The organism is Oceanobacillus halotolerans (genome assembly GCF_010993955.1).
GTDB classification, from domain to species: domain Bacteria; phylum Bacillota; class Bacilli; order Bacillales; family Amphibacillaceae; genus Oceanibacillus_A; species Oceanibacillus_A halotolerans.
The window spans coordinates 60101-73839 of sequence record NZ_WIXL01000001.1 but is presented as its reverse complement, the minus strand read 5'-3'; the positions used below and the strand labels follow the sequence as shown (position 1 = coordinate 73839).

Below are 13739 nucleotides of genomic sequence, written 5' to 3'. Positions count from 1 at the left end.
TATACTGTAAAAAAAAGACTGACATAAGAGACAGTCAGCCCACGGTTTTTTTATTTTTCCAAAACGTCCATGATCCGTTCTAGGTCATCGTTTGTATAAAATTCAATCTCAATTTTACCCTTTTTCTTACCGCGTTGAATAGAAACAGAGGTACCAAGGCGTTCTCTTAAAAGAGATTCTCGTTCTTGAATAAATATATCTTTCTTAGGCTTTGCCTTTTTCTTTTCTGGTTTTTTGTTTAATTCTACGATTAGCTTTTCTACTTGACGGACATTAAGTTTTTCTTTGCGTATTTTATCAACAAAGGGAATAATTTTCGAAGGATCTTTAATTCCTAGGAGTGCCCGTCCATGTCCCATTGATAGTTCTCCATTATTAATATAAGCAATTACCTGATCTGGTAGAGATAATAAACGAACAATATTAGCAATATGAGATCTGCTTTTCCCTAAGCGCTTTGATAGCTCTTCTTGTGTTATTTTTAATTCATTCATTAAATTAGCATATGCATTTGCCTCTTCAATTGGTGTTAAGTCCTCTCGCTGCAAATTTTCCAGCAAGGCAAGCTCCATCATTTTTTCATCAGTTAATTCTTTTATGACAACTGGAATCGTTGAAAGTCCTGCCTCTTTTGCGGCACGATAGCGACGTTCTCCAACGACGATTTCATATCCTTTAATACTTTTACGAACAATTAGTGGTTGAATAATTCCATGTTCAAGAATTGAGTCTTTTAATTCCTCAATCGCATCAGCGTGAAAGGTCTTTCTTGGCTGATACGGATTCGGCCTACATTCATTAATTGCAATTTCCTCAATTGCACCTTGATCATGTTCTTCAACATCTGGAAAAAATGCATCAAGTCCTTTACCCAACCCTTTCGCCATTGGCCATCACTTCCTTCGCTAATTCAAGGTACACTTCCGCACCTTTGGATTTAGAGTCATACGTTATAATTGGCTGTCCATAACTAGGTGCCTCCCCTAGACGGACATTTCTTGGTATAACAGATTGATAGACTTTGTCTTGGAAATACTTTTTCACTTCTTCTATTACCTGAAGACCTAAATTTGTCCGAGCGTCTAACATCGTTAGCAATACGCCTTCAATCATTAATTGTTTATTCAAATGCTTTTGCACAAGACGTATCGTGTTTAATAATTGGCTTAATCCTTCCAACGCGTAGTATTCACATTGTACAGGGATAATCACTGTATCCGCTGATGTTAAAGCATTGATTGTCAATAAACCTAGTGAAGGTGGACAATCTATTATAATATAATCGTACTTTTCCTTTAAACTGCCTAACGATTTTTTCAGACGAATTTCTCGTGATATTGTCGGTACTAATTCTACCTCTGCTCCAGCTAATTGAATAGTTGCAGGAATAATATCTAAATTATCTACGCTTGTAGGTACGCAAACCTCTTCCGCTGGCAAATCCTCTATTAGCACATTGTAAATACATTGATCCATATCTGCTTTATTGATGCCTACTCCACTCGTTGCATTCCCTTGGGGATCAATATCTACCAGTAATACTTTATTATTCAAATGTGCTAAGCCAGCACTTAAGTTAACAGACGATGTTGTTTTTCCTACGCCACCCTTTTGATTCGCAATGGCTATTATCTTGCCCATGTTGTCACCCACCTATTTTTTAGAAAACTATACATTCACAAGACCACATTCTGATGAATGTCTTCATTATACTGATATAGCTAAGAAAAATAATTTTTTCACATAGCTGAAAACAGTTAATTTCGTATCTATTCTATTCTATCATTTTTTGCACACCTGTAACGATTAAAAAATCTTTTCATTTTTGTACATTTATTTAAAGCCTATCTTTCTCATAATAATCTTTAAAAAACCCACCTTACGTTATCAAGATGGGTAACTTAAAAGCTATTTCTTTTTTGGTATTTTAATAGTGAATTGATAATAATCTTCTAAATCCTCTTCATCCGTTTCCACGTTGATCCCTGTATCTGATACCATATTTAAAGATTGTCTGATTGTATTCATTGCAATACGAACATCTTTGTTAACGCCTTTTAATTTGGGTTTTTTCTTCTTTTTTGGTGTTTTTTCTTCATCCAACTTTGCAATTAGATCTTCGGTTTGTTTTACATTCAAATCATAGTCAATTATTTTTTTTAAGATTTCTAATTGCTTAGTCTTATCTTTCACTTTTATCAATGCACGTGCATGGCGTTCTGTGATTTCTTTAGACAGGATAGCTTGTTGGATTTCTTCTCGCAGCTTTAACAAACGTAATTTATTGGCAATCGTTGACTGATTTTTACCTAACCTTTGTGCTAATGCTTCTTGTGTTAAGGAGTGAATTTCAAGTAATTGCGCATATGCTCTCGCTTCTTCAATCACCGTCAGTTCTTCCCGTTGTAAATTTTCAATGAGGGCAATAGAAGCTGTTTCCGTATCTGACATACCTCGAACAATCGCAGAAACATTTTCCCATTCTAATAATTGTACAGCGCGCCACCTACGCTCACCAGCTATAAGTTCATAACGGCCATCATCTAATTCGCGTACTACAATCGGTTGAATCATGCCATGTGTATGTATTGTTTGCGCGAGTTCTTTTATCTTTTCCTCATTGAAGACTGAACGTGGTTGATAGCGGTTAGGGTCGATTTTATCCACTGGAATCTGTATTACTTCATCTGGATGATAACTCTCTTCAATTGATTCAGTATCATCTGTTGCTTCCTTATCACCTAACCCAAATATGCGATTTAATGGACGCACCATTGGTTAAACACCACCCTTAATTCATACGTGATAAATAATATAAGTGCTATATATAAAAATGTTTCACGTGAAACATTTTTATTTTAAAGATTACTAGCTAAAGGACTTAATTTAATCCATATAAAAACGCTTCAGGATAAAACTGCTGCGTAGTCTTGTGAGTTATTCTATTGCTACTATCCTATTTTACCATATTATATCGACTAAAAGTGCGAATTACAAAAATTATTTACGAAACTACCATATAATTTTCTGTTAAATATAGTAGATCGGTAACAGGTAGATATGTCTGGTAAAATATAAATAAAACCGCCGTAAGTCGAATAGGTTGGAGCAATTTCCTGTTACGGAGGTTTTAAATAGGAAATTACCTTAATAGTCACTATGCTCATGTTAAAATTACGTCTGCAATCTATAGATGGTTACGGAATAAAAACAACCACCTGTAGGTTTTTTGAACCCAAAACTTGCTAATGTTGACGTTATGAATGACATAGCGTTCTTAATCAGCGGCCTCCCTGTTTATATATAATCTTAGAAAAACTCGCATCCGCTCGTCCTTAGCGAATGTGTTCGTTTTTCTTATACTTGGGACATTAAAATTTTAGCCACGTCGAGTCTTCTTCTTAGCTAAAATTTTATACTTTCCTAACGTAAAAAAAAGACTAACCAATATCTTTAAAAGAAATTGGTTAGTCTCCAACACTTTAAGTTAACGGAACTATTCCTAACTTATTGGGTTTTTATTTGGCGTACCAGGTTTTCTGGGATAAGTCTTCGGTGTTGATTTCTTTTTATCAATTAAAACGATAGAACGTTCGCTCTCTTCTTCAGGTAATGAAAACGTATGAACATTACGAAGTGTTCCACCTAACAAGTGAATTGCTTTATTAGAATCAGCCAATTCTTCATTGGCCTGTGCACCCTTCATTGCAAGAAAAACCCCATTAACTTTAGTTAGTGGCAAACATAGCTCACTCAGTACTGACATTCGTGCTACTGCTCTGGCCATCACAAGATCATAGGCTTCTCGATGTTGCTTCTTTTTCCCAAAAGCTTCAGCACGATCATGATAAAAGGAAACATTAGTGATATTTAACTTATCAGCTAGTGTTTCTAGAAAACCAATACGTTTTTTTAATGAGTCCACAATCGTTACATGGATATCGGGAAAGCAAATTTTTAATGGAATACTAGGAAAACCGGCCCCAGCACCCACATCACATATCGTTAAGTCTTTTGTAAAGTTAAAATAGAAACTTGCTGAAATGGAATCGTAAAAATGCTTTAGATAAACATCCTCACGTGATGTTAAAGCTGTTAAATTTATTTTTTCATTCCATTCTACTAATGTTTCATAATACAGATGAAACTGACTCTGTTGTGCGTCACTCAAAGTGATCCCTTTTTCCTGCAACGCCACTGTAAACTGTTCTGGATTCATAAAAGACAATCTCCTTGTACTTAGTTAGCTACTCGCGCAATGTTTCCTTGTTCAATATAAACCAGCAAAATAGAGACATCTGAAGGATTGACACCTGAAATTCGAGATGCTTGGCCGACAGATAATGGACGAACTGTTTTTAGTTTTTCTTTTGCCTCAGAGGCTATACCACTAATATCATCATAGTCGATATCACTTGGTATTTTTTTATCTTCCATTTTTAACATACGTTCTACTTGTTCATGTGCTTTTTTAATATATCCTTCATACTTAATTTGGATTTCCACTTGTTCTTTCACATCATGTGGTAGATTTTCATCAGGTTCAATAACCGTTTCTAGCATGTCATACGTCATTTCTGGTCGTTTTAATAAGTCATAAGCCTTTACTGCTTCTTTTAGTGGTGTTGCCTTTACATCATTAAGCATTTGTTGTACATTTTCTTCTGGTTTTAGAATAATTTTTCCTAAGCGCTTTTTCTCTGCTTCGACTAAACGTTTTTTCTCTAGGAATTGATTATATCGTTCCTCACTAATTAGACCATACTTGTAACCTATCTCTGTTAAACGCCAATCTGCATTATCATGACGTAAAAGTAAACGATACTCTGCACGAGATGTTAATAGACGATATGGCTCATTTGTCCCCTTTGTCACAAGGTCATCAATTAATACACCAATATATGCTTGAGAACGGTCTAAAATAAGCGGATCTTTTCCTAATACTTTTGCAGCAGCATTAATACCTGCCATGATCCCTTGTGCAGCTGCTTCTTCATAACCTGATGTTCCATTAATTTGACCTGCTGTATACAAACCAGGAATTTGTTTTAATTCTAATGTTGGCCATAATTGTGTTGGAATAACTGCATCATATTCAATCGCGTATCCAGCACGCATAATTTCAGCATTTTCCAATCCTGGAACAGTTTTAATCATATCATGTTGAATTTCTTCAGGTAATGAAGTAGATAACCCTTGCACATACACTTCCTCTGTATCACGGCCTTCTGGCTCTAAGAAGATTTGGTGACGTGGTTTATCATTAAAACGGACAATTTTATCTTCAATAGACGGACAGTAACGAGGACCTGTTCCGCGCTTCATACCAGAGTACATTGCTGATAAGGTTAAATTGTCATCAATAATTTTGTGTGTAAATTCATTCGTATACGTTAACCAACAAGGGATTTGATCTGTAATATATTCCGTTGTTTCATATGAGAAGCTTTGCGGTTTCTCATCCCCTGGCTGAATTTCTGTTTTAGAGTAATCAATAGTATGACTGTTCACACGTGGTGGAGTACCGGTTTTAAAGCGAGTAAGCTCGATACCTAGTTTTTCAAGGTGTTCTGATAATTTAATGGAGACACGCTGGTTGTTCGGACCACTCTCATATTCCAGATCTCCCATTAACACTTTTCCGCGCATAAAGGTTCCAGTTGTGACAATAACGGTTTCTGCGTAATATGCTGCTTTTGACTCTGTAATAACCCCTTTACACACGCCATCTTCTACGATTAATTCATTTACCATGCCTTGTCTTAAGGTTAAGTTCTCCTCATTTTCCAAGGCGTTCTTCATTTCTTGAATATATACTGGTTTATCCGCTTGTGCTCTAAGTGCTTGCACAGCTGGACCTTTTCTCGTATTCAACATACGCATTTGAATATGCGCTTTATCAATTGTTTTTGCCATGATCCCGCCTAGTGCATCAATTTCACGAACGACAATCCCTTTTGCAGGACCGCCAATCGATGGATTACACGGCATAAAAGCGATCATATCTAAATTCAACGTTAGCATCAATGTTTTGGCACCCATTCGAGATGCAGCAAGACCTGCTTCTACACCCGCATGGCCAGCACCAACGACTATTACATCATAATGTCCTGCATTATATACCATCGATGTTCACCCTTTCGATTTTTATTATTTTCCTAAGCAAAATTGCGAGAACAACTGATCAATTAAGCTATCACTCGCCGTATCGCCAATAATTTCTCCTAAAAACTCCCATGTTCGTGTTACATCTATTTGTACAATATCTAAAGGCATTTCCATTTCCAAACTATTCATTGCATCTTCTAAAGCTTGTTTAGCCTGTTTTAATAATTGAATATGTCTTACGTTCGACACATACGTCATATCACCAGTATCGATATCACCAGCAAAAAATGTTTTAGCAATGGCTGTTTCTAAATCATCGATTCCCTTTTCTTCTGTAAATGAAGTCGAAACGATTGGACGATCCCCTGCCAAAGCTTTTACCTCATCCATGTCAAGCTTTTGCTCTAAGTCCATTTTATTAATAATAACGATATATTCTAACCCTTCTATTGCTTCAAATAGTTTACGATCATCTTCTGATAGTGCATCATTGTAATTTAATACAAATAAAATAAGATCTGATTCTTTTAATACCTGTCTAGACCGTTCCACACCAATTTTTTCTACGATATCTTCTGTTTCACGTATTCCAGCAGTATCTACTAAACGTAGAGGCACGCCACGTACATTGACATATTCTTCAATAATATCACGGGTTGTACCAGGGATTTCGGTTACAATCGCTTTATTTTCTTGCACCAACGTATTCATTAAGGAAGATTTTCCAACGTTTGGACGACCAATAATAGCTGTCGCTAATCCTTCCCGTAAAATTTTCCCTTGTTGCGCAACACGTAATAAATCATCGATCTCACTAGCTACTTCTTTTGTTTTTTCCCGCATCATTTCATGTGACATTTCTTCTACATCATCATATTCTGGGTAATCGATGTTCACTTCGACATGTGCTACCGTTTCTAGTAATGTTTGACGGAGTCGCTGAATTAATGAAGACAATCGACCATCCATTTGCTTTAATGCGACATTCATTGCTTTATCGGTTTTTGCACGAATTAAATCCATAACAGCTTCTGCTTGTGATAGGTCAATTCGGCCATTCAAAAATGCACGTTTAGTGAATTCCCCAGGTTCTGCTAGCCGAGCACCTTGAGAAAGCAAGATTTCTAATACTCGATTTACTGCAACCATCCCACCATGACAATTTATCTCCACAATATTCTCTCTCGTAAATGTTTTTGGTGCTCGCATGACCGACACCATTACTTCTTCTGCTACCTCTTTTGTTTCTGGATCCATTATTTTTCCATAGTTAATCGTATGGGAATCAACCTGTTCAAGATCCTTCCCTTGAAAAAGCCCTGCAACAATACTAATAGCCTCTGATCCACTTAAACGCACAATCGATATGGCACCTTCCCCTATCGGTGTGGATATCGCTGTTATTGTATCTGTCTCCATCTTCTTCACCTCCGTCATATAAGGATTTCTATCTATATTTATTCTTTTTATTTATTATCCACAATTCATCATTAGTGATTTTATCCACTAACTTAATAGAATACCACATATGTCTAAAAAAATAAAGTTATCCACAGTGTTAATTGATTTTTTAATGTCGTAAAAAAATCTGTTTATCCACATGTGGACAAACAGATTTTAATCATAAACTTCTTTCATCTTAATTTCAAGACATTTTTTACCTACTATAAGTATTCCAAAATACACACATTTTTATTCATTTCTATTTCGTTTTATTGCTTCACCTTCGTGATCAGTAACCTCACCTTGCTCATTTATTTCATCAATTTTTCCATCAATTGTTCCTTCTGTATAATCATCTGAAACCTGCTCATGTGTAATTGCCATCCCTTTTGAAGCTTGGTCATTACGGTTATAGTCAGATGGATCATACATTTTTCCAGCTACTTTTTCTGCATTATCCAACGTTTCTCGGTTCTTTTTATCCACATTTACCCCTCCTTTACATATCTGTACCTATGTTTTACAACAAAACGAAAATTATGAGTAAAAATCAAATGAACAAGCTAACACTAAGGCAGTTTTCTAAAAGATTGTTGCTTTTTCAAGTATGAACCCTGATGAATCGTTCATTTATATCTCGACGTAACTTTAACATGACTTACTCCCATCCAACGCTGTGTGAATACAGGCACTTAACCATCGCTGAATGAGAAAAAGCGATTTTCCGAAGTAATAATTATAGCTAAAACTTTACGTCGCATTATCTATAAACTCCAGTAGTGAGGAAACAACAAAATATGCGAAAAGTACCAAAACTAACAAAGGCATTTACAAAATCTTTACAGTAGCAACATACTCCCTTAATAAACACCTACTATACTAAAAGTTGAGAGAGATAATCTTTCAAAAAATAATTAATTCTAAAGGGGAGGACATTTTAATGAAATTTAGAAATTACTTTTTATTTATCTTATTAGCTGCTGTTATTGTAACGATTTCAGCATGTGGTACAGAAGCTGAGGAAAGCAATGGAGATAACGGGGAAGCATCTTCTGATAATACCAGTGAAAATGGGGAAACAAATAGTGAATCAGAATCAGACGAATTAGAAGGCAGTGTTGTCATTGATGGATCTGGAACGGTTTATCCATTAATGTCTAAATTAGCTGAAGAATATATGCTAAATGAACAACCAAATGTATCTGTTGAAGTAAGTCGTTCAGGAACAAGTGCTGGATTTGAAAAGTTTTTAGTAGAAGATGGAACAGACTTTAATGATGCTTCCCGCTTAATTAAAGATGAAGAACAAGCAAAAGCAGATGAACTAGGAATGGAAGTAAAAGAATTAAAGGTTGCCTTAGATGGACTATCATTTGTCATTCATCCAGAAAATGATTGGGCAACAGAAATGACTCCAGAAGAAATTAAAAGCATCTTCCTTGCTGATGGCGGAGTTGAAACATGGTCTGACATTAATCCTGATTGGCCAGACGAGGAAATTCAACCAGTAGGTCCAAATGAAAACCATGGTACGTATGAATTCTTTTATGAAAATATTTTAGAAGAAAAAGATATGGTAGCTGATGCAGATCTTCAACAAGAATATTCTACACTCGTTACACTAGTATCTGAAGATGTCAATGCAATCGGATTTTTCGGATTTGGATACTATGTCAATAATCAAGATAAATTACAAGCTGTAAACGTTGATTTTGGCAATGGACCAGTTGAACCATCTCTTGACACAATAGCTGAAGATGGAGAATATGCAGAATTTACTCGCCCAGTATTTACGTACTTAAATGTCGATCATGCTAAAGAAAAACCTCAAGTATTAGACTACGCTATTTGGGCGATGAATAACGTAAACAATTTTGCTGGTGAAACAGGCTTTGCGCCAATTCCAGAAGAAGAAGCACAAAGCTTAATAGAAGACTTAGAAGGCCTTCAATAATAAATCATTTGAATACAAGAATGCAATGCATAGGTGAGGACAGATATCTTCTGTCCTCACCTTCCTGCTACGTCTATGTTTTAAAAGGAGGCAAATTGTATGACAACGAAGAGTGAATCAACCAAAAGTAACGCAATAAATGTTAGAGCTGCCATTGAACAAAAAAAGCAGAAGAAAAACCTATCCTACCTAATTGAGAAGCTTATTCCAACTGGCCTCTTCCTTATTGCAACTATTTCTATACTGACTACGATTGGTATTATTTATACGTTATTAAGTGAGACAATTGAATTTTTTAAACAAGTCCCTATCATGGATTTCTTTACAGGAACCGTTTTAAAACCATTAAGTCAAAATCCTGAATTTGGTATCTTACCACTTATTAATGGAACCATTCTTTCATCTTTTATCGCAATACTTGTAGCAGGTCCCATTGGAATAATGACTGCTGTATATTTGAGTGAATATGCTTCAGATAAAGCGAGAAGAGTGTTAAAACCATTGTTGGAGATACTTGCTGGTATCCCGACCATTGTCTATGGTTTTTTTGCTTTCACATTCGTAACGCCTGTATTACGATATATCATTCCAGACTTGGAAGTGACCAATATCTTAAGTCCTGGACTAGTTATGGGCGTAATGATCATTCCAATGATAGCTTCTCTCTCAGAAGATGCGCTTGTTTCCGTTCCTAATTCCATGCGTGAAGGAGCCTTAGCAATGGGAGCAACCAAATTAGAGACGACATTCCGTATTGTCATTCCAGCTGCTTTTTCTGGTATTATCGCATCTTTTGTTCTTGCCATATCTCGTGCAATTGGGGAAACAATGATTGTGACAATTGCTAGTGGAAGTTCAAAAAACTTTACATTTGATGTTACGCAATCCATGCAAACAATGACAGCATATATCGTAGAAGTTGCAGGAGGAGAAGCAGCAGCAGGATCGACTATCTATTACAGTCTCTATGCTGTTGCCATGACACTATTTGTATTTACCTTATTGATGAATATATTCGCCCGTTTTATTTCTCGTAAGTTTAGGGAGGAATATTGATGAAGTATGTAGATCAAATGCAAATACAGAAAAGGATGCATACCCGTTTATTTGCGAATACACTATTTAAATATATCTTTTTGTTATCTACCCTTTTTGGCCTAATTGTATTAGCAATTCTTATTTTTCGAGTCCTATCACAAGGAGTCAGCTGGCTTGATTTTAATTTTTTAACTGGAAGATTATCAACCGATCCTGGGCGTGCTGGCATTATGGGAGCATTACTTGGAACCGTTTGGTTAATGGCCGTTGTAATCCCTGTTACATTAATAATAGGGATTGGTACCGCTATTTATCTTGAATTGTATGCCAAAAAGGGCCGCATAAATAGTTTCATCCAAATGAATATTTCCAACCTTGCTGGTGTCCCGTCTATCGTTTACGGTTTATTAGGCCTAACAGTATTTGTTCGAGCAATGGATATGGGAAATATCGTATTAGCTGGAGGTTTGACACTTGCTTTACTTATTTTACCTATTGTGATTGTAGCAGCACAAGAAGCTATACGGGCTGTTCCACAACATCTCAGTGAAGCCTCTTATGGACTAGGGGCAACAAAATGGCAAACGGTTAAAAATATTATTATGCCTGCTGCACTACCTGGTATTTTAACTGGATCTATTTTAGCTCTTTCTCGAGCAATTGGGGAAACAGCACCATTAACCGTTTTAGGCATACCTGCTTTATTAATTCCTTTTCCAGAAGGGATATTCGATAAATTCACAGTACTCCCGATGCAAATTTACTATTGGACACTAGATTCTCCTTTAGAAGCAGAATATGCGAATTTAGCAGCAGCAACCATTATAGTTTTACTTTTATTACTGTTTATATTAAATGCAGTTGCAGTCTTGATTCGAAATAAATTTCAAAAAAGATATTAATTATGGTTACCCCCTTTTTTAATATAGAAAGAAAGCCTGGATGTCCTTACATACCAGGCTTTCTTATGTGGTAAGAAACAATCATGGCTCGCCTTGAGCGAGCCACCATCTATCATGAAAATGGATCACTAATTTATTGTAATGCAATTAAGCCCTTCAAAAAAGTAATAATGAAGGGCCTAGCTTAGTGTTGTCTTTTATAGAAATGTTTTCATACAAAAGTATAAAAAGTTGGCGTTATTACAGCCTTGTATAGGAAAGGCCACGTCCAGCTTCGAGCGATTGGCATCCTAGTGCCGATAGACATAGGGATGCCCGAGTTTTCATCGACCAGTGTTCCCCCTAGAGGTCATAAGCCAATCCTCATTACGCGTAAAAAACGCCACGTCGAGGCTTGGCTTATACTTGGCAGATAAGAAAATACTTACTGCATAAGTGCAACTAAGGCTTTCGCCACTTGGCGAAAAGCCAGTTTTCTAATCGGGGGTGATCAAGGCACTTGCACTTTTGTTCTCGTTTCTTCTTTCATACTATAGTGTATAGTGTTGTATATTCTCCGTTAAACTTTTTGATATGTTAGTAAGGTTCAGCCCTATTTGATGGGTGTTTTCTAACTGAACAATTTGCTTGTTACTAGTTGTAAGCATCTCTTCTGCATTTGCTACCGTTTCTTGTGATACCGATGAAAAATGTACTGCCGATTGTTCTAATACTGGTAATACATGACCTAAGTCTTTTAAATCACCTTGTAAGCCCTGCAATTTATTATTGACTTCTGCAATTTCAGCCATTAATTCATCTGTCGATACTTTAGCCCTGTTTGATACACTTAATGTTGTTTTTGTTTTATTTAACATTTGTTCAAATTCAAGTGAAGCACTTTTTGTAATCTCCTCCATTTTATAAATGGAATTCGTAATTTCATTTGCAGCACTAGATGACTGTTCTGCTAATTTCCCTACTTCATTTGCTACGACTGCAAACCCTTTTCCTGCTTCTCCCGCTCGAGCAGCTTCAATCGATGCATTAAGTGATAATAATTTTGTCTGTTCAGCTATGCCTTGTATTAGTCCAACTAATTTTGTTATGGAAAGGGAATAATGTTGAACTTGTTGGATCGTGGAAGTCAAATGTTCAAAATCCTCTTCAAATGTATGAATGGTATCAATTAACTCTGTTATACTTTTGTCACCTTGTTGTGCAGAACCATTCATATCTTCGGAACTATGAAAAACGACTTCTATATTAGACATCATCCCTTCAATGTTTTGTTTCATTTCACTAAACATCGTTACATTCTTCTCAGAGCTACTAGCTGTTTGTTTAGCACCTTGCTGTACTACATTTATCGCTTCAATTAATTGTTTATTTGATGCTAATGTACCTTCCGAAGAATGTTGTAAATCAGTACCCGTCTGCTCCAATTCATGTGTTGTTTCTTTCATTTCATTTAACATACTTCGCATATGATCAATCATTGCATAGTAGCTTTTTTGTAATGAAATTAACTCAGGTAAAGTTGTCTGAATCGGATCAGAATGATGTAATTTTCCTTTACGAACCTTTTTCATCTTTTCACGTAAAGAGATAAGTGGCTTCGTTAAGCTTCTTACAAATAACATAATTAAACCACTAGAAAGAAAAATACTTACAATACTAATCGCTATCATAAAATAGGCCATTTCATTTACTGGTCCTATGTAGGATTGGGTTGGTACTAATAATACATATATTCCGTTTACTTCATCCATTTCCTGAAACGTTAAAGTATAATCTTGACCATTTATTTTTTCATGAATGATTCCACTCTTTGTTTCGCTAATTTGATTTAATATGGAATCTGGAATTGCTGGAAGTTCGTTTTCACTTATTTGAAATGGTGTCACTTCCCTGTTGTTGATATAAAAATATTCAGAAGTTATACCCTCATCTTGTAATTTATCACGCTGTTGTCTAATATTCATTTCTAGCTGTTGATTGAAATAATCATCATCACTAACATATAAAAAATTTAAATTATCTGCTATGTACCCCATCAGCTCTACTTCACGTTCCAATCGATTTTCAATCGAATTAACTGTCATATTCTTTGACTTTGAATAAGAACTAAACCCTACTACCATAATGGATATCGTTATTAATAAAATAAAAAGGATTAAGAGACGATTTCTTAAACTTAATTTCATTAGCATTTTTCTAAACCAACGACCTACTCGTTGTATTAAAGATCCATTAAAATGATTCAATATATAGTCCCCCTAATAACCAGCATTGTAAAAAGTATATCAGGGGAA

At 35.7% G+C, this 13739-nt stretch carries 11 protein-coding genes; 3 read left to right on the top strand and 8 right to left on the bottom strand.

Features of this window, described 5'->3' with window-relative positions; all coding sequences use genetic code 11:
* Positions 1–50: 50 nt before the first annotated feature.
* From GHC26_RS00360 to GHC26_RS00330, 7 genes are all read right to left on the bottom strand, one after another.
* On the bottom strand, positions 51–887 hold the full coding sequence (locus GHC26_RS00360; protein WP_163969280.1) for a ParB/RepB/Spo0J family partition protein: 837 nt from the start codon (positions 885–887) through the stop codon (positions 51–53).
* Positions 868–1641: a ParA family protein gene (locus GHC26_RS00355; RefSeq protein WP_163969279.1), complete on the bottom strand. Its 774-nt coding sequence runs from the start codon at positions 1639–1641 to the stop codon at positions 868–870. The genes GHC26_RS00360 and GHC26_RS00355 overlap by 20 nt, the downstream gene beginning before the upstream one ends.
* A 267-nt stretch (positions 1642–1908) precedes the next feature.
* A complete protein-coding gene (noc, locus tag GHC26_RS00350) occupies positions 1909–2775 on the bottom strand; it encodes a nucleoid occlusion protein (protein WP_163969278.1) in 867 nt (288 codons plus the stop codon).
* 727 nt (positions 2776–3502) lie between these two features.
* Positions 3503–4219 carry a 16S rRNA (guanine(527)-N(7))-methyltransferase RsmG gene (gene rsmG, locus GHC26_RS00345; RefSeq protein WP_163969277.1) on the bottom strand — a complete coding sequence of 239 codons (717 nt, stop codon included), beginning with the start codon at positions 4217–4219 and terminating at the stop codon, positions 3503–3505.
* A gap of 20 nt (positions 4220–4239) precedes the next feature.
* A complete protein-coding gene (gene mnmG, locus GHC26_RS00340; RefSeq protein WP_163969276.1) occupies positions 4240–6126 on the bottom strand; it encodes a tRNA uridine-5-carboxymethylaminomethyl(34) synthesis enzyme MnmG in 1887 nt (628 codons plus the stop codon).
* Positions 6127–6150: 24 nt separating this feature from the next.
* Positions 6151–7527, bottom strand: a complete 1377-nt coding sequence (gene mnmE / locus GHC26_RS00335; protein ID WP_163969275.1) for a tRNA uridine-5-carboxymethylaminomethyl(34) synthesis GTPase MnmE — start codon at positions 7525–7527, stop codon at positions 6151–6153.
* 273 nt (positions 7528–7800) lie between these two features.
* Positions 7801–8037 (bottom strand): YozQ family protein, encoded by a 237-nt coding sequence (locus GHC26_RS00330; RefSeq protein WP_226376806.1) that lies wholly within the window; start codon positions 8035–8037, stop codon positions 7801–7803.
* A gap of 454 nt (positions 8038–8491) precedes the next feature.
* Here GHC26_RS00330 and GHC26_RS00325 point away from each other — a divergent pair, with 454 nt between their 5' ends.
* The 3 genes from GHC26_RS00325 (at position 8492) to pstA (ending at position 11445) form a co-directional block, all read left to right on the top strand.
* Positions 8492–9505: a PstS family phosphate ABC transporter substrate-binding protein gene (locus GHC26_RS00325; protein ID WP_163969274.1), complete on the top strand. Its 1014-nt coding sequence runs from the start codon at positions 8492–8494 to the stop codon at positions 9503–9505.
* Positions 9506–9604: 99 nt separating this feature from the next.
* Positions 9605–10561, top strand: coding sequence for a phosphate ABC transporter permease subunit PstC (gene pstC / locus GHC26_RS00320; protein ID WP_163969273.1), 957 nt, complete (start codon positions 9605–9607; stop codon positions 10559–10561).
* Positions 10561–11445, top strand: coding sequence for a phosphate ABC transporter permease PstA (pstA, locus tag GHC26_RS00315; protein ID WP_163969272.1), 885 nt, complete (start codon positions 10561–10563; stop codon positions 11443–11445). Before pstC ends, pstA begins: the two co-directional genes overlap by 1 nt.
* Before the next feature lie 530 nt (positions 11446–11975).
* Here pstA and GHC26_RS00310 read toward each other — a convergent pair.
* Positions 11976–13691 carry a methyl-accepting chemotaxis protein gene (locus GHC26_RS00310; RefSeq protein ID WP_318936913.1) on the bottom strand — a complete coding sequence of 572 codons (1716 nt, stop codon included), beginning with the start codon at positions 13689–13691 and terminating at the stop codon, positions 11976–11978.
* Positions 13692–13739: the final 48 nt, after the last annotated feature.

Bases quoted from the DNA above. Each gene is read 5' to 3' on its own strand.
- GHC26_RS00360 (WP_163969280.1), bottom strand. From the start codon at position 887: ATGGCGAAAGGGTTGGGTAAAGGACTTGATGCATTTTTTCCAGATGTT.
- GHC26_RS00355 (WP_163969279.1), bottom strand. From the start codon at position 1,641: ATGGGCAAGATAATAGCCATTGCGAATCAAAAGGGTGGCGTAGGAAAA.
- noc (WP_163969278.1), bottom strand. From the start codon at position 2,775: ATGGTGCGTCCATTAAATCGCATATTTGGGTTAGGTGATAAGGAAGCA.
- rsmG (WP_163969277.1), bottom strand. From the start codon at position 4,219: ATGAATCCAGAACAGTTTACAGTGGCGTTGCAGGAAAAAGGGATCACT.
- mnmG (WP_163969276.1), bottom strand. From the start codon at position 6,126: ATGGTATATAATGCAGGACATTATGATGTAATAGTCGTTGGTGCTGGC.
- mnmE (WP_163969275.1), bottom strand. From the start codon at position 7,527: ATGGAGACAGATACAATAACAGCGATATCCACACCGATAGGGGAAGGT.
- GHC26_RS00325 (WP_163969274.1), top strand. From the start codon at position 8,492: ATGAAATTTAGAAATTACTTTTTATTTATCTTATTAGCTGCTGTTATT.
- pstC (WP_163969273.1), top strand. From the start codon at position 9,605: ATGACAACGAAGAGTGAATCAACCAAAAGTAACGCAATAAATGTTAGA.
- pstA (WP_163969272.1), top strand. From the start codon at position 10,561: ATGAAGTATGTAGATCAAATGCAAATACAGAAAAGGATGCATACCCGT.